This window comes from Dyella marensis (assembly GCF_049532885.1).
GTDB classification, from domain to species: Bacteria; Pseudomonadota; Gammaproteobacteria; order Xanthomonadales; family Rhodanobacteraceae; genus Dyella_D; species Dyella_D marensis.
This window is the reverse complement of record NZ_CP064029.1, coordinates 1,522,492-1,540,590: the sequence shown is the minus strand read 5'-3', so window position 1 is coordinate 1,540,590 and position 18,099 is coordinate 1,522,492. Positions and strand designations below refer to the sequence as shown.

Genomic DNA, 18,099 nt, shown 5'->3' with positions numbered 1-18,099 from the left:
CAAATTAATGCTCAGAATCCATCCACGACGTCTTTCATGCCGGCACCGTCACGGGCCCCATCCAAACCTCAGTACCCGTCAGGATGTAACCCTGGGTCGCCAAGCCTGCCCGAACACTGGTCGTCGGCGGAGTGCACTGTTGCTCCACCACCTGCACGATCTGCGCAGGCTGATCCGAAGCGGGCTTGACCCAATACCACCCGCATTCGGTCGGCATATCGGAAGTGAAGGCATTGGCGCTCATGCAGCCATGCTCCTACAGCGTTGCACCCGTTGTCGACCAAATCTTTTGCGTGGCTCGATGGTGCTGGATACCTCTACGCCGCCCGGAAGAACGAAGATGAGATGTCCTTCCCCATCACGGCATGGCGCCGGGTAGTTCTTAGGGCTTCGCTCCTCCATGCTTAGCTTCACGGGGGCCAGGATCCGCAAGCCACCCACTAGGACGACCAGATGGTCAATCATCCCCTCGCTGGTCACGGTGAACCCGATGTCGGTCTTGCGATGTTCGTTGCTCATAAGTCCCTCCTAGTGACACCTCGGCCCACCGAGCCGATAGAAGATCATGCCCTTCTCCAGTTCTGCACCACCGCCACGACCTCATCCTCAGATGAGACGGTGTAGATGCGTTCGCCTCGCCAGTCCCGGGCAAAGGCTGTCTGGTTGTCGTTGAGGCCGCGGCGGCCGTAGGCGCTCTCTGGATTCTTAAGCTCTACGAGGTGATTCCGACCAACTGTGCCGACGACCAGGTCCGGGAATCCAGGTATCCCCGTATTAACCGTCTCCATCACCGTGCAGCCCAAGTCTCGAAACCTGCGAACGAGTGGGTTGTGGTTGGCGTCTTTCTTGGAGCGCATGTCAGTCAAACGCTACCTGGCGAAGTTTGAGAACGAATGCACTTGTCGATCTGCTCATCCAGTGCACGCTTGAAGTCAATAGCTGAATCAGCAACTACTGCCCGGCAAAGCTTCTCGATGAATGTCCAATCTGGGTTAGCGCATAGGAACCGATACCTAGCGCCATCCCTCCAGTCCGCATACTCCGACAATAGAGAAACGCTCACGCCACCTCTCCTTGAATCAACGCCTGAGTACGAAGACAGCCCTCTGCGTGGGCGAGTCGGACGGTTTCATGGGTGTAGCCTTCGGGGATGGGGGCGCGCCCGTCGCAGATGGCGTGGCACGAAAAGCAGCCAAACGCACCCATCGAGTCCGGTGGCTTAAGGCCAGTGCCGGAGTAGCCGGATAGGCGGTAGTGGCACAGGCACGTCGTCTCGCCACCGCCATCGCAGCCTGGAAGCCTAATCAAGCACGGCCTACCCCTAGCCGCCTTCCGCATGTCTATGGAGGGGATGGGGGATTTCATGGCTGTAGCTGGCTCATAGCTGCGTCAAGCTCTGCCTCGGCAAAGGCGACCGCGCCAGCAACCGTTCCACCACCGCCAATGCATGAATCGGTCAACGTTTTCCTGACAGACTCTTCATCGCCAAAAGGAAATGAGCTACAAGCCCAAAGCACGGCGCTTAGGTCTTCTTCCGATTCGAGGCCAGTGATTTCTTTTGCCAGATCCATCCAGGTCTCGCCGCTCATACCCCAACCCTCAAATGCTCCGGCTTCCACGCACAGTCCTTCCATGACACGACGTCGTAGGAGTCTGTGAGTGGATCTAAGCGCTCCGTGTGGTCCGCACACATTCCTCTTGCGTCGTAATCAACAACGCAATCGCAATTGATGCTGCAAGCCCCATCACGCATCATTGTTCCTTTTGGGAATTCGGAAAAACGAACAATGGTGCCAGTCAATCCTTTGTTATTTGGATTGCGTGGACGAGCTAGCACTACTCTCTGCCCCACATAGAACCGACTCATTTGATCCTCCTAGGCGTCTTCCCATCGGCGATATCGCGCATCATTTGCAGGCGCAGCGTGCGGATGGCGTTTGACTTGAAAGGCTGGCCGCTCCACGGACTTGCGGCAGCTCCCTTGCGTGCAATCCACCGCGTCCATGGATCGTCTTTCTTGAAGGAGCGCGTGTTGAGGAAGTGGTCGTTCATACCGGATCCATCGGCTTGATCCCGCACTCACAACCATCCCATTCCAACATTCCAGGGCCGACGAGAAGGCCGTCCCAGCCGCCATAGCAGAAGTGCCAGCCGGCATCCTTCTCGTCCTGCGTCAGCGGCAAGTCGTCGTTGTCCATAAGGGCGGCATAGCGGGCGTTGGACATGGTGGTCATACGGACCTCGAAATACGGTTTCCACGGACCGACTTCCAGGCCTCTAGCCACCGGTATGCAGTTGCACGAGAGACCAGAAACTCACCCATCACTGCCTGATAGGTCGGGATTTCCCGCTGGAAATCGCACCAGTCGGCGAACAGAATCGCCTGGGCGAAATGCCAAGGCACGCCAGCTGGAAGATCCCTCGGCTTACGGGGAGATGGCTTCATGGGAATCGCCCTTATGGAATTTGGTAACCGGCCCATGCTCAGCTAAAGCAGTCGCGCGGCAGTCGTCGCACACAGGCTGCTCCTTTGTCCCCTTCTCGCAGCAGCGCGGGAAATCATCAGGCTGGCGAACCTGCGGCGGCTTGTACTGCTTCGGCTCCTTAATCCGTAACATCTCGCCCAGCTCATCCATCGCCTTTTTGGCGCGTGCTTTGGATTCCTCAGACTCCAGTCGCGGCGCCTCCCGAGGCTCCTGAAAGGCAGGCATCGACTCCAGGAAATCCTGTGGCGTCGGCCAGTGCTTCATGCGGCCAGCAAGGTCGATGAAGGAAGCACGGAACCGCGGTCGATCACGTTCCTCGTGGAACACGCGGCGATGTGTGATCGTCTCGAACCAGGTAGCCACTGTGCCGGGAATCACCTCAGCCGCCGGCTGTCGTTCCAAGCCGAGCGTGAGAAGCTTCTGGAAGCCCGTCAGTAATTCGTGTTTGATCCAGTCCATTTTTCATGCCCTCAAGTGCCATGATCGCGGTCATCGTCTTGCCAGGAGCCGATGAAGGCCCGGCTCTTGCGGTGGGAGCGGCGATCTTTGTGGCGACCTTCGCGTGATTGGTGCGAGCGACCTTCGTGGCATACACGAACAGGCCGGCGCCGGAGATTCCCATACCAATCGAAGCCGTCACGGCGTCGGCTAGCTCCTTAGGCGTGACGCCTTCCCGAAGCGCTTCCAGGAAATCGGGGTCGCTTTGGTTCAGCGTGAAACAGCCCGCTTTGCGCATTGCAGCACCAGCTAATCCGGCGTCCGAGGGTTGCGCGCGTGCGTCTATATCTTCCTGGGAAGGGGAATCAGGAATCAGGAAAGAGGAATCAGCCGGAGTGCTTCCGTCGTCTGACGGAACTTGCACAGTACTTGTACAGTGCGGCTCAGGTGCAGGTATCGAACTTGCCGCTTCGTTCTTGTGAGGGTTCTGGTGCTTGGCGAACATCAAAATCTGGATGTACCGCTTTCCACCAACCTCATACCTCAAGATGAACGACTTCGATGCCAATTGATTCAACAAGCTATCGATGTCGCACTCGTCATAAGGAAGGCATTCCGCCTTAATCTTCTTCGGCCTGTCCTCAAGGCGACCTGCCCGATCAGCTTCACACCAAAGGCCAGAGAACAGGATTCGTGCCAGGGGTTCGCATTCGGCAAGAATCTCGTTCTTGAAAAAACCTGGCTTTATGTTGCGGGCGCGACTCATGTTGAGCTGCCCTCGCGAACGATATTCCAGCAGATTCCGCAGAAATACATGAAGCACGGACCTTTGCTATAGGCCTTGCGCGCTACAGCAATCTCCATGGCTCGAATGCACTCATCAACACCGATTTTCTCTACGAACTGCTTGATACTTTGCAGCCAATCCTTGCGAATACCATCCAGCCTAAAGTGATCGATGAATATGTCGGCGACATCCCAGGCTTGGTCATGAATGCGCTCACGCTTAGCTGCCATGACCTCGGCATAGCCGCGGATCTGCTCTTCTCGTTCGGCCACATCCGCAGCCCTAGATTCAAGCGACGCCGGGACGCTCTGTAGCGATATGGCACCCTTGCCCAGGTTGCAGGTGTCGCATGAGGTGACCAAGTTGTCCATGTCGTTCTGGCCGCCGTCAGCAACCGGAACGATGTGATCAACATGCAGGACCGTCTCTGGAGGATGGGCGCCGCAGTATTGGCATGCAAACGAATCGCGCTTGAACACCTCAAAGCGGATGCGCTTAGATAGCTGCTTGCGTTTTGCGGAAGAACTCACGCCGCACTCCCGCCGAACACGAGCGACCGATACCGCGGACACACTGACGCATGGCGGTTCGGGTTCTTCCCTACCCCATCCATGGTCATAACGCCTTCGCGGATGGCACGGCGGAAGATGCCTCCCCATGCACGCGAGTCAGATGGTGAGCCGTAGCCCATGCGGTCGGCGGCCTGGGTGACATGCCATCCTTCGAAGGTGGAGTGCATACGGGCGTAGTTGTAGAGAAAGCCGTAGGCCGTATCTGCCCATTCGTCGTCGCGGCGGACAGCGGCATCCAAGGCCTGCTCAATGCCGGCATCGCGCTTGGCGACGGCTTCGGCGAAGCTATGAATCACCATGGCTCGCCCTCCGCATCACCGCCATAGCCATGGGCATGACGAAACCAGGCCGCATCAAGCCACGCATCAGCCGATGCCTTGCGGGGACTGGGAGAAACTCGATAGGAAACGCCGGAGCGAGAGTCGGGCGTCAGCTTGCGAGCGACGACAACATGAACCGTCTTCCGGCCGTCGTAATCAGTTTCGACGTGGTCGCCAGCGCGGAGATTGTATGGAGTCTTTCTCATGCAGCCCCCATCGACAGGATTGCGTAGCCCTTGTAGTTCACCTGGGCAAGCGTTCGCTGGCCGTCCGATTGCTTCCGAATGGAAGCGTCCAGATCGTTGTAGTCCTCGCGCTTGAGGCGAACATGCGGCGGCTTCTTGTTCGCCAAGGCCTGGTATCGCTCCAGCTCATCGAAGTAGCCGAACAGCTTGAGCTGCGGCTTCGTCAGCTGGTATTCGGTGATGTTCGGACTGTTGATGAAGCCGATGGGCGGTTTCTTTGCGTGTGCGCTCATTAGCGAGTCCTCACGATCTTGAACAGTTCGCCGCCATTGGCTTTGCGGTAATCCCGCGCAGAACGCCGGCTCCGGAAGATCCGCCAGCGAAGGCCGGCGGCGGCTTTAGGGTTCAAAACCCCCCATGCGTAAACGGATCGCGTCATCAATAGGCTCCGAGCAGCTTTGCGAGGCGTTTGATTTCCGAGCGCTGGTCGAACTCATTCAGCGCAGCCTGTAGCTCGATGAATTGCAGCAGGAGGTTGCTGCCCGTGGCGGCGCACAGAGGGCCGACCAACTTCTCAGGGATCGGACGCTCGCCGTTCTGCATGCGCGAGACGTAGCCCTTGGACTTGCCGATGACGGCAGCGATGTAGTCCAGCTTGTGCGTGCTGGCCTGGATTGAGATGGCGAGCGCTTGAGCCTCGGTCTCCACCTGACGCAGAACTTTCTGCGGTGCGTCCTTTGGACGGTTGCCAGCGGTTGCCAGGAATTGCCTATCGTTGCCAATGCCGTTCAGGCAAATTTTTTTGCCATGAACATTCGCGATTTCCATTTAGGCCGCCCTTCCCTGCTCGGACTCTGCCTTTTCTTCGGGGAAAATCACCGTCAGGACTTCGAGTCCGAGCAGGGATGCAAGTTGCTTTGCTACATCACGATCAACTGGCGTAGCTCCGGTTTCATACCGGGATACAGTGCCCTGGTCTTTGCCAATGGCCTCGGCAACCTGTTGCTGGGTCAGGCCAGCTGCGCGGCGCGCTTCGATGAGATCGGTTCGCATGACTAGCACTATGCGCCCCACACATAGTATGTGTCAAGCGCATGTGCCGGGCGCTATGGTGCAATGCGATATGCGTATGCACCATATGCATATGGATAGAAATAAAGCTCTTGGCCTTGCGATTAAGCGCCGCCGACAAGACGCCAAGCTGACGCAGCCTCAGCTCGCTGAAAAGCTAGATGCATTGGATCAATCGGCAATCTCGCGGATCGAGAGCGGCAAGCAAGGGCTTACCCTAGACTCCTTGGAGGAGCTAGCAAAAGCCTTGGGAACGCGCCCCGGAGTGTTGCAGCTTGAGGCTGATGCCATTGTTGATGATGTGGATAGCGGAAGCGAGGAGGCAACGGCCTATCAGCTGACCCAGGCTTTTGGGGTGCGGCATGTGCCACTCATTAGCTGGGTTGAGGCCGGCAACTTCGCCGAGGCCGTGGATTCCTATGCCCGAGGCACCGGCAAGCGGATGATCCAGACGTCAGCCAAGGTTGGGCGCCTGGCGTATGCCCTAGAAGTGCACGGTCATTCGATGACGAATCCTAGGGATGACCGCCGATCCTTCCCCGAAGGCTCCATCATCATCGTGGATCCGCACCGCCGATGGGAAAGCGGATCGCTTATCGTGGCGCGCCTAGAAAACGAGGCGGAAACGACGTTCAAGCAGTATGTTGAGGATGCCGGGATGAAGCTTCTCGTCCCCCTGAATCCGCAATACGCAACCCTTACGGTCAACAAGCCCATTACCTTCTGCGGCGTGGTAGTGGCGAAGGCAGAGGAACACATCGCCGCCTAAGAATGGGGGATTTATGGACAAGATTCGTGCAATGGCCCTCGGAATGGGCCTAGTTGGCATTGGCGCCCTTTCCGGCTGCGTTACCTCTAAGCCAATGATGATGCCAAGCGGGCAGCAAGGTTTCGCCATCAAGTGCCCGGGCGCAGCAAGGGATATCACTGACTGCTATGAGAAGGCTGCGGCTGTATGCCCTAAGGGCTATGACGTCGTAAATCAGGCCAGCGAATCCAAGGCGTTTGTGACGGCCAGCAATGGCAATCTGTTTGGAGCCACCGGCGCCAACCGATCGATCATGGTCATCTGCAAGGTCTAATCAGCCTTTAAAGCCAAAGAATTCTTAGATCGCGCCAGTGGTCTAGGAATTTTTCCTATACGCCTGAATATGCGCTTGACACATATGCGCTGAACACATAGGATGCATCCCATCACCACCGCAGGGGTGCACACCGTGAACATCACCACCGCTTCCAAGCTGATCGACGCCGCCTTCGAGGCCGGCAAGATTTCCCAGGAAACCGCACGTCAGGCGCAGCTCGCCATCCGCGGCTCCTACTACGGCATGCGCATGACGGCTGATGACCGTCGCCGGATGCTGGCCCTTCGCTTTGGTATGGAGGGCTGAGCCATGGGTGACCGCGCTCTGATTCAGCTCAAGACGAAGGATGGCTCCTTCTCTCCCGTTCTGTACACCCACTGGTCTGGCAGTGATGTCGCCAACATCCTCGGGCGCGCGCAGATGGTCATGAGGGGTCGCCCTGGTGATCTTTACTATGCCTTCGCTCGCCTTGTTGTCGCTGCTATTGATGGCAATGGCGGCAATACCGGGTTCGGCGTATCGAATGCAGAAAACATTCTCACCTCGCGCGACTCGCATGGGGATGCCGGATGCTTCGTAGTCGATGTCACCACTGAGCAGTGGACAGTTCAGCAGGGTGGCGGATATGGCCTTGAAGGCGAGCATCAGTTTGCCGTCACCGAGCTGGGGGCTTGAGCCATGACCCGTCGCTCTGCCATCACCCACGCCGACTTCCTCGCCCGCCGTGCCCGCTTCCGTGCCGACATGTGCGCCCATCGTTCGGCCCGGTCCGAGTTTCGAGCAAATGTGAAATCGAACGATTTCCGTTTGCCTCCATCCATGCGCCGAGAGTTTGCGCGATACGAGCGCCGAGGCGTCAAGGTAGATGTTGATCTGGACGCAGCTATCGGCAGCGACAAACAGCCCGCTTCATGGGCCGATTCCTATCCGTTCCTGATCGTCATCGCGGTGTTCGCTGGCTTCGTTCTGGTGATGCGGATGAAGGGGTGGGTGTGATGAGCGCGCAGACGCAGAAGGTGGATGTGCTGGTCAGCGAGTGCTGCGATTACCTGCTTCGGGAATTAGTCCGCGGTAACGCCGTATGGTGCAACAGCAGCCCGATACATGGGCGGCGCAAGCGGGATGCGGCCGATCGACTCGTAAAGCTTGGAATGGCGCGAATCATTCCGCTCGGCCGCGACAGCGTCGATCAACTTTACGTTGTCATTCCGCCGAACGCCGAGTGGGACTACAAGCGCGACGAGATCATGCCCGCCGCCCTCACCGGAGGTGCCGCATGAGCACCGACAAGACCCGCGCGCACTACGAGGCGATGGCGGCTGAGGCGGCTTCTGGTGAGCCGGCTAAGGTCGATGTGCTGGCGTTGATGCAGCTTGCCTGCGACATGCTGGACACCGGCGAATTTGAGGTCGATCGACAAACCGGGCGCGATCTTGCTGCCGCCATTCCGGAGGTCCGTCGGATTCTCACTGAGAACGCGCAGCTCAGGGAAGCCATACGCCATATCCGAGGTGCCAGCCATGGCTAAGCCAATCGACGTTCGCCACCTCATTGCCAGCTTGATTGCCGTTATGAGCGCTAATGGTGACGAAGTTATGGTGAATAACCTTCGGGATGCAGATGCGGCAATCGCCGACATATTCGAAGTGGTAAGGCTTGGCGAAAAGATGCCAAAGAATTCAGGACTCTATTTCACGGAACGAGAAGGATGGCTTCTGCGCCATGCCGTGATCCGAGCTGGAGGCGCGCTATGAATTTCTTGGCGCTGTGGATCGTTCTTTTTGTGGTCTTGGCTCTATTTGCCTTGGCGGTTGTTGGAACCTTTTACCTCTGGGGATCCGGACATCACCTATTGGCATCTATTGCGCCACTTTTCCTGCTTTCGGGAATTCTCGCCGTTATCGTCTACGGAGAGACCCATTCATGAGCGCCCTCCCCCGCCTTGACGACTATGTGCCGGATAGCAAGCCTTCGCTCGCTCAAATCGACGAAGAGGCCGAGCGCATCGACCGCGACACCTCACAGGTCATCGAGCTGTTCGCCGACAACGCCGCATGGCTGACCCGTCAGCACAAGGGCAATGGGCACATCGAGCTGATCGAACTCTCCGTCCTGCTGATGAACGCATGGCCCGTGATCGAGAAGCGGATTGCTGGACTGCCGGTCACGCCGGATGAGTCCATGACGATACCGGCCCTGTTCCGTGCGATGCGTCCACTGATCGACGAGCGCGCCGTCCTTGTGCGCGAAGCTGCGGAGGATGCCTGTCGTGCGCATCTGTGACCTGACCGACTACACGCCCGACCAGCGCGAATCCATCGTCAAGGTCGAATCGCTCCGAATGCTTCGCCAAGTGCGCATGTCCTATCGGGCGTCCCTTTCTATGCCGGCCAATGCGGGGGATGCGAACCCCTGCGCTGAACTCGCTGAGGCCGGCGCCTTTTTGGAGGATGTGGCGTGAGCACTACCGTCGAAGTTATCCGCCGTATCTGGAATGACCGCGAGGGTGTATGCCTGGAAATTGGTCGGGACGAACACGGTGCAATGGAGGTCCGTACGCCCGATGAGGCATCAAAGCGCTGGTTTGGAGACGTCCAGTTCTCCCTCCCATCTTCCGAGTTCACCATGAAGTTTGCGGATGCACTTGGGCTTGCCGGCATTGAAATGGAAAAGGATGAGAAGGCGCTAAAGCCATGACCATCCACCCCATCACCCGCACAAGGCCGAACAGCTTGGTGGGCTGTGACTCGCCATCCAACGACCAGCGCCGCGCCGAATGGGCATCGAAGTTCTACGGCGGCGGACATCACCGGAACCGCAAGCCTCGCATGCGAGTGAAGCCTCGGATTCGGATTGTTAACGACTAACCACGCGCATCACGCGCAAACCAACCAAGGAACGAACATGACTGCCAAGAAGACCGCTTCCCGTCCCGTCATCGTCTGCACCGAGCATCGCGGCGTGTTCTTCGGCTATGCCGATGACACCAGTGGCAACACGATCAAGCTGGAACGCGCTCGCATGGCGATTCGCTTTGGTACCACTCGCGGTCTGGTCGAGCTGGCGGAGACTGGCCCGACCAGCAGCAGCAAAGTCTCGGCCCGCGCTGACGTCGACATCCGCAAGGTAACGGCCGTTTTCGAAGTGACGCCGGCCGCTGTGGAGAAGTGGGAGAACGCCTGATGGACGCGCCGGTCTTTCGGCCAGAGGTGACCGTCATCGACGTGCTGGAGGCCGGCGCGTGTATTGATGGCGTCAAGGATTTCGTCGAGACGCATGGCGGGATGATCGCCTGTAAGGCTTCTGATTTCCCGCGCGAGAAGTGGATCCAGCAGGCAGCGAACGGCTACGGCGACGGCTACGGCTACGGCGACGGCTACGGCTACGGCGACGGCTACGGCTACGGCTACGGCGACGGCTACGGCGACGGCTACGGCTACGGCGACGGCTACGGCTACGGCGACGGCTACGGCGACGGCGACGGCTACGGCGACGGCGACGGCTACGGCTACGGCTACGGCGACGGCTACGGCGACGGCGACGGCTACGGCGAGTAACCAATTCCAACACCGTGCACGCCGGATTGTAGCGTGCGGAGATTTCCATGAACGAGCTTGCCCCCTATCAGGCAGCTATCCAGAAGTCCAAGGATAGATTCACGAAGATTGCCGCTACCCATGTCGTCAACTACGACAAGGAAAGCATCTTCGCCATGCAGATGCTGATGAAGACGGATTACGCCATGCAGACGGCGAACAAGAATCCGTACAGCGTGCAGCTGGCGATGATTAACGTGGCTTCGACGGGTCTGACGCTGAATCCGGCGAACGGCTATGCCTACCTGGTTCCCCGGGACAACCAGATCGTCCTGGATATCAGCTACAAGGGCCTGATCAAGATCGCTACGGACTCCGGGTCGATCCTGTGGGCGCGGGCGGACATCGTCTATCAGGATGACTCGTTCACCTACAACGGTCCCGCGGCGATGCCTGAGCATCGGGCTGACGCCTTCAAGGCTGATCGCGGCCTTATCGTGGGAGCCTATTGCGTCGCCAAGACCAAGGATGGCGACATCCTATGCGAGACCATGCCCATCGCGGAGCTGGAGAAGATCCGCGAGAAATCCTCGGCCTATGCCAAGAAAAAGGCCGGTCCGTGGGTCGAATGGTTTGAGCAAATGGCTAAGAAGGCCGTCATCAAGCGTGCCTCCAAGACGTGGCCGTATACCGACGACAGGCTGGCTCAGGCCATTGAGGTAGCCAACACCTCCGAGGGCGGCTACGAGCTGATGAGCGATGAGGAGAAGGAGGCACAGGCGCTTCTCCACCATCAGGCTGCGGTCGGCCGTAACTGGCGCTCGGTGTACGCCATCAAAGAGTACCTACTGGCCGAGGAACCGGATGCCTATGCCATCGCTGAAATCTGGTACGAGCTTCCGCAGGAAGAGCAGCGGCTTCTCTGGCGCGCTCCAAGTAAGGGCGGCTGCTTCACCACTGAGGAGCGCTCGTTCCTCAAGGAGCAGCTTCCGAAGCAGGCCGAGGTAATCGCTCAGGAGAATGCGGCATGAGCGAGTCCAAGTTTTGGTTAGGCTGGCAGCCCGAGAGCGGCGCTCCTCGCCATCGCCATGCAAGCCTCGATGCAGCACAGAGGGAGGCGGAGCGATTGGCCGAATGCGCACCAAGGCGTCAGTTCTATGTCCTCGAAGCCGTGTGCGTGTCCAAGAAGGTCAGCGTCATGACCTTGCCACTGATCAACCTTGATGAGGAGTTGCCATTCTGATGAAAACCATCAACCTCCACGACTGGCAACTCTCCGGCGAAGAACCCATGAGCCGGGCGCAGCAGAACTTGCTCAATGCTGCGTGCGCGGATTTGGCATCGATGCCTTGGAAGGGAGGGCACTACCTCAGTCAGGACGACTACCGCCACATCCTCACGGCCATGGTGCTGAGCTGGCGAATCATTCCTGGCCTGGATATGGGCGACGGCAAACCCTCGATGATCATGCTGCCGCGGTCATCCAAGGAGCTGTCCAAGTCGAAGGCTACGGAAGCGATTCAACTCGCCTTCTGCCTCGGCGATGAACCGTCGCAGTTCGGGCTTACCTGTAATTCCGTTCGCTGGTCCAGCGTCGTGAAATTGGCGCGCGGGATCAGTGATTCGGACGAAGAACTTTCGCGGCGGTTTGCCGCTTAACCAACAAGGATTGATCATGCCTCGCGGAATTACCTTCGGATCATTCACTGCCTCATACGGCGAGACTGTCACTTTGGATAGTTCGTCATCTAGCGGGCCTCATTGCTGGCTTCGTATCAATTCCGCGCTCAGCAAGAACGATGGTACTGGCGGCGAACGGATTGAAACGGAAGCTCATTTGAGTATGGGTCAGGCGCGAATGCTTCGTGCAGCGCTCGATACGTTCATTGAAGAATCTGACGAATGACTTGCCGCCGCGTCGAGTAGCACGCGGCATTAGGAAGGTGGCTGGAGAGACTTTGGGTGTCTTGTCCCGGCTAGCGGGGATGTTGGATGCATGCGAGAGCCCCAACGGCAATCCCATCGGCCAGCCACCTTCCTAATCGATTTATGGCGGGAATGCGCAGGCTGATGCGCAGGTTTGAAAGCAAACCGTTTCCGCGTTGGAACGATACCGGCTAAGTAGTGGCATATGCCCTTTATGGGTACCGGGTCGTGATAACGGATATTCGTGGTTAAGGCCACGGGCATGCAACGCAAGCCGGAGATCAGCACCGGCCCCGCCACCCTACTAGGAGATGTGAGATGAGTGACATCCATATCAAAGGACCGTGGTATGTCCGGTACTGCGACGACGAAAGTCACATGTGCATGACCGCCATCTGGTCATCGCCAGTACCGGAGGTCAACTGCGATCAGTACGAAGACCGCGATTACGCCGACGCTGTCGCCATCGTTTATCACCAGTGCTATCCGTTCGTGAACCCAGATGGCGTTGAAGCAGCGGAAGCGCGCGCAAACCTAATATCCGCAGCGCCCGATCTTCTTCAAGCCTTAGCTCGCATGGAATTGGCATTCCGCGCAGTGCTTCGTGGCAAGCCCGTTCGAGATGCCGATGAAGTCATTGCGGAAGCCACTTCCGCCATCGCCAAAGCCCAAGGCCACGACCATGAGTGAGGTTGTGCGCCAGGAGAAAACGCCGCTTAACCCCAGCAAGAGTGCAATGGCGCGTGTTCGCGATCCGATCCCTGTGCCGACCGAATGCCCGTACTGCTCGGGCCAGGTATCGATCATGCACCACCGCGACATCTATGACGGCCGCGTTTTCTCTGACTGGCCGTGGATGTACGTGTGCGACCACTGCGGCGCGCGCGTCGGCATGCACCCGTTCACCAATATCCCGCTGGGCACGCTGGCTGATGAAGCGACGCGTGTGGCCCGCAAGAACTGCAAGCCGGCCTTCGAGCGCCTGTGGCAGCGCGGCGGCATGTCCCGCTCGGACGCCTATGCGTGGCTGGCCGGCAAGCTCGGACTCACCGCGGCGCAGTGCCACTGGGGACTCTTCGATATCGAAACCTGCCACCGCGCGCGCGATCTTTGCGCTGGCCTGATGGGAGCACGCCCATGACTAACCCGATCTACACGGATGAGCAGGTGCTTGAGCATGCTGCATGGCAGAGCGTCCCAACGAAGGCGATGATTCTCTCCCTTCTCGCCGACCGCCAGCGCCTGCAAGCAGAGGTGATTGATGTGATTTCGCTGATGAAAGAATGCGCCCTTTATCTGGAATGCAACGATCCCAAGGCGCCACCACTCAAGCGAGTGCATCACTTTCTCGCCGCCCGCGCCACTCCCAACGAAACAAAGGAGGCGAAGTCATGAGCACGAAGCCATTACCCATGCTTGAACTGCGCGATCAGATCGCCAAGGCCATCGCCTATTCTGTCGGTCACGGCATGCGCGAGAAATGTGAGAAGCAGGCGGATGCCGTGCTTTCCGTCGTCATGCCGCAGCTCACGGCCACGGCTGATCATGCTGTGAGCGCCCACCTCTCCGCGCAGGCGAAGGTGCGGGTGACGGATGATTTGCCACCTCTGCCCAAGCCTCACCTTCCTGCCGTATATGCCACGGATAGAAATACGGTATCGGTTAGGAAAGGATTCGAGATGGGAGGTTATGAAAAGGAACCAGCTTACTTCACCGAGTCGCAGATGAGAGCCTATGCACTAGCCGCCCGTCTGTCGCATGGCGCGCAGGCATGCACGGCGTGCGAACCTGATGGTGTGTTCGACACGGATGGAAATGGGCCGTACGACTGCTACGCATGCGGCAAGAAAGCGCAGGGCGCGCAGGGTGAGGATCGCAGTTCATGGTCGTTGCACGACCGCGTAGAGTTTGCCCTTCGCGATGCCGGACTTTCTCTTGACGAAGCATCGCGCATTGCAATGAATGCCGAGCGCGCGGCCGCGCCGGATATCGTATTCCAGAATCTTGCACAGATTGCCGATGGTGGGGAGCTGTCTCGCAGCGACATGCAGGATATGGCTTCTGAGGCTTACAACCTGTTGCGACGTTCGCTCACCGCCGCCCCTCAGCCTCCCGAAGGTGCGCGGGTGGTGGCGTCAATGAATGATGAGACGCTGTGCAACATCGCCGAGAACTACGGCGCCGAAATCTGCTGGGCAAACGAACCGGATCAGTTCCACCACATCATCACGCTGACACCACCGCAGTTGCGCTCCATGCTGCTCGCCGCCCCGACGCTCGCCGGGAAGGAGGGTTGAGACGTGGCCTATACACGATGTGCCAATGAGTTCAACTCAACTCCCTTCTCAAGTTGCTGTGGGGTTGCTTCGTTTGGATCGAAATGTGATCGATGTGGAGAGGAAATAACGCACCACGTTGACAGTCTGGCTGTGCAAAGAGCGAAGCAACTTAACAGGCAAGGTCGGTGCGGAATGTGTGGACAACCGAAAGGAAATCCCGCCATTGCTGGCAATTGCCATTGCTAGGAGAAAATCCATGACCGACCAGCAGAAGGTGCGGGAGGCGTTCCCGCGATATGCGGCATATCAGCATCTACGCTCAACCGGCACATGGCCGTCTGGCGTACCCGAGTGGGCAAAGAACCACGAAGGCCACATGGACGAAATCACCTTGCGGAATGCCGTCATCGAAGAGCTTGCGCAAGCCGCCATCGCCCATGCGAGCAGTGCAAGTGCCGAGGAATGCTCGGTGGATGCGCGGAAGGCCTTCGCATTCGATGCTCTTGTAGCAGTCGGCCACGTTAGCGAGGAACAGGCACAGAGGGCGTTTGACATCGCCGAAGCTACTAATCCGCAGGAAAGTAGTAGCAAATTGGTAGATGCGAGGGATGCGCTTAGGTGGCGTGCACTGTGCGAGCTGATCGACTCCGACGATACGGTCTATACGCACCTCATTGAGGTAATCAACGACGCCTTCAACCTTGGCTCGGGCGCGTTGGAGCGACACATCGACCAAGCCATCGCAGGCAGGCGGGGAGAGGCGACATGAAGTGGATGCCGCTTCCCGAGCCGCCGGAGGTGGGGTGATGTCTAAACGACCAGGCTATGACTCGATCATCAAGATGTGTGATGACCTTGCTAATGACGGACGTCAGGACGTTGCAGATATTGTCATAGACGTTCTTACCGAAAATCGCGTACTAAGTCAGAAGCATCGCTTCAATTGGAAGCCAATCGAAACGGCACCATACGACGAAGTCGTATTGTTCTACGGAATGGGTGGAGTGTGGCAGGGATTTATCTATGACGAAGGGAACTTCGATTTCAAGAATCGAACTGGCGCAACTCATTGGTGTGAGATTGAGTACCCGGAGGAAAAATTTTGAACAGCGAAGAAGCTACGTCCAATGTTGTTTCACTAAGTAAGTTCAGGAGAAATCGGATGCAACTTGAAGTGGATAGTGAGCCACTTACAACTGATCCAGAAATGTCTAAGAACGAGCGCTACATGAGTAACATGGCATCCTTCAAAAAGTATACGTCAAGACTAGGCGAGGCCATGGAACTATCAAGGATTGAGTTGGGTGATTCAGTGGAAGCACTTTGTCAAAAGACAGGTCTTACGCGAGAGGAAGCCGATGACCTTAGAAATGGAATAGCAAGACGGCAATATATACTTAATGTTCGCATCCATTCCGCAATGGAAATCTACTGCACCTATGGTCTTGGCGCAGCCAGAGGACCGGAAAAACGCAAACAAATTTTGGAGCTATGCACTTATGAACCATGAGCACTTCAAGAAGATAAACGAAGCTGTGTTTTGCGCAAAGGAACTTCACAACATAGGGCAACATGATCGAGCTGAAGCCATACTTAGGATCGTTGACATCCTCACTCAACTCGATCGACTTGAGCAGTTAGGCGTAGCAAAGCTTGTCCCTGGATTTATATCCAATGATGATGGACAAGAAAAAGCGAAAAAGGCAAAAGACGCTTCCGAAATGGTTAATAGTCAGGCGACAAGGAAGGGTACTCGATGAGATATAGCGATGAAAGCTATAAAGGGATGAGCCTTGATGAACTTAGCAGGGATGATCTCGTAAGGCTTATTTATAGATTTGCAAGACTGGTAAAGGAACGAGATTTTATCGAGGTTGTAGAGATAAAACAGGTGACCTACTGGACACGCCTAAGCGATGGGACCGGAGAGGAATATGGGCGCCGCTGAAAAGATCGACATCCCATTCGAGCTTCGTTCGCTGAGCGCTGCTCAGGCCGGCGAATTGCTCGGCTATAGCGCAACCTACGTCCGCGACCATCTGGCCTGCAAGTCTGGATTCCCCAAGCGCGTTGACAGCGACGGTCATCCGCGGTGGATCGCCAAAGAGTTGATGGAGTGGCGCGAGGCTACCCAAGCTGATCGGCTAGCTCGTCAGCGGAGGTCGCGTAGTAGATCATGAGACTGCGCAGATCGCGGTGGCCGATCATACGTGCAAGCTCCATGACGTCCAGTTTCTTGGATAGCCGCCAGATAGCCTCAGCACGCGAGTCATGGAAGTGAAGGTCTGCAATCTGGCATCGGTCGCGGACCTTCCGGAATAGCGCGTCACGGACCTGGGTTTCGACGTTGAACACGGGACCGATATCGCCCGGCAGCGCATCAAGGATCGCCCTGGCGCGCCTGGATAGCGGCACCTCCCGCGAGTCCCCGTTCTTGGTCTTTGGCAGGATGACGAACTTGGGGCGCACGTCGCGCCATTGCAGGCCAAGGATCTCCCCTGCCCTCATTGCGGTCTCCAAGGCGAACAGAAAGGCCAGCCCAGTCCTCTGCGTGGCCGTCTCGGCCGCATCACCTTCACTCAGGCCAAACCCGGCGGTTAGGCGCTGAATCTCGTCCGCAGTGATGCGACGCTTACGGCTTGGCGGAGAAGCTGGCCGCTTCACGTCGACCAAGGGATTGGTTTTGAGCCATCCCCATTCCTTCCGGGCTACCTCGAACAGGGACTTGAGCAAGTTCATCTCCCGGGCCACGGAAGCTCCAGAGACGGCCTTGAGGCGCCTATCGCGCCATGCCGCCAGGTCGGATGCCTTGAGCCGGTCCATGCGCAGCAGCGCAATCGGATCGCGCTCCATGAGGCCAAGACGGGCTATCTCCCACTGCTCGCCCTTATGGGTCGGGGAGACCTCGCGGGCATAGCGACGGAGCGCCTGCCGAACCGTGTTTTCAGGAAGTTGGCCGCCGATCAGTTCTTGCTCGCGCTGGGTTGCCCAGGCGACGGCCTCTGCTTTCGTGGGAAAGCTCGCGGACTCTCTTTGCCCATCCCGGTAGAGTTCCGCGCGCCAGATTTTGCCGCGTTTCCGATAGCTCGCCATGGGTCAAATTTTGGCGAAATATCTGGCGTAATCCTAGTTGGGACTATCGTGGTATTTCGTGGAATTCTTGCCGCGCCATACTGAACTAGATGGCTGTTAAGCGTGGAGTTTTGGGGTAAAACCTAGCAGTGCCAATGGTTACGAAAACTGGCCTAGACTCCTCTCCTGGGCACCAATTGTAAACGAAGCCCGCCGAAAGGCGGGCTTCGTCGTTTCGGGGCTCCCGGATGGCATCGTTATCTATCAACGAGCCCGCCAGGATCGCATCCTCAAGGGATGGCCCAACGCAGTCTTGTCACAGCCAAAGTGCTCACGGCAACA

Annotated in this window: 40 protein-coding genes; 25 read left to right on the top strand and 15 right to left on the bottom strand. The window is 57.7% G+C overall.

From position 1 onward, the window contains the following. Nucleotides 1–34: 34 nt before the first annotated feature. The 14 genes from ISN75_RS06795 to ISN75_RS06730 all read right to left on the bottom strand — a co-directional run bounded on the left by ISN75_RS06795 (nt 35) and on the right by ISN75_RS06730 (nt 5,841). The gene (locus ISN75_RS06795; RefSeq protein WP_343819778.1) at nt 35–244 is read right to left on the bottom strand and encodes a hypothetical protein; all 210 of its coding nucleotides are present in this window, start codon (nt 242–244) and stop codon (nt 35–37) included. Further along, the gene (locus tag ISN75_RS06790) at nt 241–519 is read right to left on the bottom strand and encodes a hypothetical protein (protein WP_343819776.1); all 279 of its coding nucleotides are present in this window, start codon (nt 517–519) and stop codon (nt 241–243) included. Before ISN75_RS06790 ends, ISN75_RS06795 begins: the two co-directional genes overlap by 4 nt. A 44-nt stretch (nt 520–563) precedes the next feature. Beyond that, nucleotides 564–857 (bottom strand): hypothetical protein, encoded by a 294-nt coding sequence (locus ISN75_RS06785; RefSeq protein WP_343819774.1) that lies wholly within the window; start codon nt 855–857, stop codon nt 564–566. Between the two features lie 202 nt (nt 858–1,059). Continuing rightward, nucleotides 1,060–1,338, bottom strand: coding sequence for a nuclease domain-containing protein (locus ISN75_RS06780; protein WP_343819855.1), 279 nt, complete (start codon nt 1,336–1,338; stop codon nt 1,060–1,062). 23 nt (nt 1,339–1,361) lie between these two features. After that, nucleotides 1,362–1,589 carry a hypothetical protein gene (locus ISN75_RS06775; RefSeq protein WP_343819773.1) on the bottom strand — a complete coding sequence of 76 codons (228 nt, stop codon included), beginning with the start codon at nt 1,587–1,589 and terminating at the stop codon, nt 1,362–1,364. Between the two features lie 274 nt (nt 1,590–1,863). After that, nucleotides 1,864–2,052: a hypothetical protein gene (locus tag ISN75_RS06770; protein ID WP_343819771.1), complete on the bottom strand. Its 189-nt coding sequence runs from the start codon at nt 2,050–2,052 to the stop codon at nt 1,864–1,866. Next, entirely contained in the window at nt 2,049–2,234 is a 186-nt protein-coding gene (locus ISN75_RS06765; protein ID WP_343819770.1) for a hypothetical protein, read from the bottom strand. The genes ISN75_RS06770 and ISN75_RS06765 overlap by 4 nt, the downstream gene beginning before the upstream one ends. A 192-nt stretch (nt 2,235–2,426) precedes the next feature. Next, on the bottom strand, nt 2,427–2,945 hold the full coding sequence (locus tag ISN75_RS06760) for a hypothetical protein (protein ID WP_343819769.1): 519 nt from the start codon (nt 2,943–2,945) through the stop codon (nt 2,427–2,429). After that, nucleotides 2,866–3,690: a hypothetical protein gene (locus ISN75_RS06755; RefSeq protein WP_343819767.1), complete on the bottom strand. Its 825-nt coding sequence runs from the start codon at nt 3,688–3,690 to the stop codon at nt 2,866–2,868. Before ISN75_RS06755 ends, ISN75_RS06760 begins: the two co-directional genes overlap by 80 nt. Then, nucleotides 3,687–4,241: an HNH endonuclease signature motif containing protein gene (locus ISN75_RS06750; RefSeq protein WP_343819765.1), complete on the bottom strand. Its 555-nt coding sequence runs from the start codon at nt 4,239–4,241 to the stop codon at nt 3,687–3,689. Before ISN75_RS06750 ends, ISN75_RS06755 begins: the two co-directional genes overlap by 4 nt. Next, nucleotides 4,238–4,582 carry a hypothetical protein gene (locus ISN75_RS06745; protein WP_343819764.1) on the bottom strand — a complete coding sequence of 115 codons (345 nt, stop codon included), beginning with the start codon at nt 4,580–4,582 and terminating at the stop codon, nt 4,238–4,240. The genes ISN75_RS06750 and ISN75_RS06745 overlap by 4 nt, the downstream gene beginning before the upstream one ends. Nucleotides 4,583–4,805: 223 nt before the next feature. Beyond that, nucleotides 4,806–5,081, bottom strand: a complete 276-nt coding sequence (locus ISN75_RS06740; protein ID WP_343819763.1) for a hypothetical protein — start codon at nt 5,079–5,081, stop codon at nt 4,806–4,808. A 145-nt stretch (nt 5,082–5,226) separates the two neighbouring features. After that, a complete protein-coding gene (locus tag ISN75_RS06735; RefSeq protein WP_343819760.1) occupies nt 5,227–5,616 on the bottom strand; it encodes a hypothetical protein in 390 nt (129 codons plus the stop codon). Beyond that, on the bottom strand, nt 5,617–5,841 hold the full coding sequence (locus ISN75_RS06730) for a helix-turn-helix transcriptional regulator (RefSeq protein WP_343819757.1): 225 nt from the start codon (nt 5,839–5,841) through the stop codon (nt 5,617–5,619). 70 nt (nt 5,842–5,911) lie between these two features. On the opposite strand from ISN75_RS06730, the gene ISN75_RS06725 reads away from it, so the two are divergent. From ISN75_RS06725 to ISN75_RS06605, 25 genes are all read left to right on the top strand, one after another. Next, nucleotides 5,912–6,628: an XRE family transcriptional regulator gene (locus tag ISN75_RS06725; protein WP_343819755.1), complete on the top strand. Its 717-nt coding sequence runs from the start codon at nt 5,912–5,914 to the stop codon at nt 6,626–6,628. A 13-nt stretch (nt 6,629–6,641) separates the two neighbouring features. Continuing rightward, the gene (locus tag ISN75_RS06720) at nt 6,642–6,941 is read left to right on the top strand and encodes a hypothetical protein (protein WP_343819753.1); all 300 of its coding nucleotides are present in this window, start codon (nt 6,642–6,644) and stop codon (nt 6,939–6,941) included. Between the two features lie 135 nt (nt 6,942–7,076). After that, nucleotides 7,077–7,250: a hypothetical protein gene (locus tag ISN75_RS06715; protein WP_343819751.1), complete on the top strand. Its 174-nt coding sequence runs from the start codon at nt 7,077–7,079 to the stop codon at nt 7,248–7,250. Nucleotides 7,251–7,253: 3 nt separating this feature from the next. Then, complete coding sequence (locus tag ISN75_RS06710) at nt 7,254–7,619, top strand: hypothetical protein (RefSeq protein WP_343819749.1); 366 nt, start codon at nt 7,254–7,256, stop codon at nt 7,617–7,619. 3 nt (nt 7,620–7,622) lie between these two features. Beyond that, complete coding sequence (locus ISN75_RS06705; RefSeq protein WP_343819747.1) at nt 7,623–7,940, top strand: hypothetical protein; 318 nt, start codon at nt 7,623–7,625, stop codon at nt 7,938–7,940. Continuing rightward, a complete protein-coding gene (locus tag ISN75_RS06700) occupies nt 7,940–8,224 on the top strand; it encodes a hypothetical protein (RefSeq protein WP_343819746.1) in 285 nt (94 codons plus the stop codon). The genes ISN75_RS06705 and ISN75_RS06700 overlap by 1 nt, the downstream gene beginning before the upstream one ends. Further along, nucleotides 8,221–8,472 (top strand): hypothetical protein, encoded by a 252-nt coding sequence (locus ISN75_RS06695; protein ID WP_343819745.1) that lies wholly within the window; start codon nt 8,221–8,223, stop codon nt 8,470–8,472. Before ISN75_RS06700 ends, ISN75_RS06695 begins: the two co-directional genes overlap by 4 nt. Next, nucleotides 8,465–8,698, top strand: a complete 234-nt coding sequence (locus ISN75_RS06690) for a hypothetical protein (protein WP_343819743.1) — start codon at nt 8,465–8,467, stop codon at nt 8,696–8,698. The genes ISN75_RS06695 and ISN75_RS06690 overlap by 8 nt, the downstream gene beginning before the upstream one ends. Before the next feature lie 169 nt (nt 8,699–8,867). After that, nucleotides 8,868–9,227 (top strand): hypothetical protein, encoded by a 360-nt coding sequence (locus ISN75_RS06685; protein WP_343819741.1) that lies wholly within the window; start codon nt 8,868–8,870, stop codon nt 9,225–9,227. After that, entirely contained in the window at nt 9,214–9,405 is a 192-nt protein-coding gene (locus ISN75_RS06680) for a hypothetical protein (RefSeq protein WP_343819740.1), read from the top strand. Before ISN75_RS06685 ends, ISN75_RS06680 begins: the two co-directional genes overlap by 14 nt. Beyond that, the gene (locus ISN75_RS06675) at nt 9,402–9,641 is read left to right on the top strand and encodes a hypothetical protein (RefSeq protein WP_343819738.1); all 240 of its coding nucleotides are present in this window, start codon (nt 9,402–9,404) and stop codon (nt 9,639–9,641) included. The genes ISN75_RS06680 and ISN75_RS06675 overlap by 4 nt, the downstream gene beginning before the upstream one ends. Nucleotides 9,642–9,848: 207 nt before the next feature. Continuing rightward, the gene (locus ISN75_RS06670) at nt 9,849–10,127 is read left to right on the top strand and encodes a DUF6948 domain-containing protein (RefSeq protein ID WP_343819737.1); all 279 of its coding nucleotides are present in this window, start codon (nt 9,849–9,851) and stop codon (nt 10,125–10,127) included. Beyond that, nucleotides 10,127–10,501: a hypothetical protein gene (locus tag ISN75_RS06665; RefSeq protein WP_343819735.1), complete on the top strand. Its 375-nt coding sequence runs from the start codon at nt 10,127–10,129 to the stop codon at nt 10,499–10,501. The genes ISN75_RS06670 and ISN75_RS06665 overlap by 1 nt, the downstream gene beginning before the upstream one ends. A gap of 47 nt (nt 10,502–10,548) precedes the next feature. Further along, entirely contained in the window at nt 10,549–11,511 is a 963-nt protein-coding gene (locus tag ISN75_RS06660) for a RecT family recombinase (RefSeq protein WP_343819734.1), read from the top strand. After that, nucleotides 11,508–11,723, top strand: coding sequence for a hypothetical protein (locus ISN75_RS06655; protein WP_343819732.1), 216 nt, complete (start codon nt 11,508–11,510; stop codon nt 11,721–11,723). Before ISN75_RS06660 ends, ISN75_RS06655 begins: the two co-directional genes overlap by 4 nt. Next, a complete protein-coding gene (locus tag ISN75_RS06650; protein WP_343819730.1) occupies nt 11,723–12,139 on the top strand; it encodes a hypothetical protein in 417 nt (138 codons plus the stop codon). The genes ISN75_RS06655 and ISN75_RS06650 overlap by 1 nt, the downstream gene beginning before the upstream one ends. A 585-nt stretch (nt 12,140–12,724) precedes the next feature. Continuing rightward, the gene (locus ISN75_RS06645; protein ID WP_343819728.1) at nt 12,725–13,096 is read left to right on the top strand and encodes a hypothetical protein; all 372 of its coding nucleotides are present in this window, start codon (nt 12,725–12,727) and stop codon (nt 13,094–13,096) included. Between the two features lie 46 nt (nt 13,097–13,142). Then, nucleotides 13,143–13,547, top strand: a complete 405-nt coding sequence (locus ISN75_RS06640) for a zinc-finger-containing protein (RefSeq protein ID WP_423385141.1) — start codon at nt 13,143–13,145, stop codon at nt 13,545–13,547. Further along, nucleotides 13,544–13,801 carry a hypothetical protein gene (locus ISN75_RS06635; RefSeq protein WP_343819725.1) on the top strand — a complete coding sequence of 86 codons (258 nt, stop codon included), beginning with the start codon at nt 13,544–13,546 and terminating at the stop codon, nt 13,799–13,801. The genes ISN75_RS06640 and ISN75_RS06635 overlap by 4 nt, the downstream gene beginning before the upstream one ends. After that, a complete protein-coding gene (locus tag ISN75_RS06630) occupies nt 13,798–14,703 on the top strand; it encodes a hypothetical protein (RefSeq protein WP_343819723.1) in 906 nt (301 codons plus the stop codon). Before ISN75_RS06635 ends, ISN75_RS06630 begins: the two co-directional genes overlap by 4 nt. A gap of 238 nt (nt 14,704–14,941) precedes the next feature. Continuing rightward, the gene (locus ISN75_RS06625; protein WP_343819722.1) at nt 14,942–15,454 is read left to right on the top strand and encodes a hypothetical protein; all 513 of its coding nucleotides are present in this window, start codon (nt 14,942–14,944) and stop codon (nt 15,452–15,454) included. A 1-nt stretch (nt 15,455) separates the two neighbouring features. Beyond that, a complete protein-coding gene (locus ISN75_RS06620; protein WP_343819721.1) occupies nt 15,456–15,791 on the top strand; it encodes a hypothetical protein in 336 nt (111 codons plus the stop codon). Between the two features lie 56 nt (nt 15,792–15,847). Next, entirely contained in the window at nt 15,848–16,195 is a 348-nt protein-coding gene (locus ISN75_RS06615) for a hypothetical protein (RefSeq protein ID WP_343819720.1), read from the top strand. Then, nucleotides 16,185–16,445, top strand: coding sequence for a hypothetical protein (locus ISN75_RS06610; protein WP_343819718.1), 261 nt, complete (start codon nt 16,185–16,187; stop codon nt 16,443–16,445). Before ISN75_RS06615 ends, ISN75_RS06610 begins: the two co-directional genes overlap by 11 nt. After that, on the top strand, nt 16,442–16,633 hold the full coding sequence (locus tag ISN75_RS06605; RefSeq protein WP_343819716.1) for a hypothetical protein: 192 nt from the start codon (nt 16,442–16,444) through the stop codon (nt 16,631–16,633). Before ISN75_RS06610 ends, ISN75_RS06605 begins: the two co-directional genes overlap by 4 nt. Before the next feature lie 179 nt (nt 16,634–16,812). On the opposite strand, the gene ISN75_RS06600 is transcribed toward ISN75_RS06605, so the two are convergent. After that, on the bottom strand, nt 16,813–17,778 hold the full coding sequence (locus ISN75_RS06600; protein ID WP_343819715.1) for a site-specific integrase: 966 nt from the start codon (nt 17,776–17,778) through the stop codon (nt 16,813–16,815). Nucleotides 17,779–18,099 lie beyond the last annotated feature (321 nt).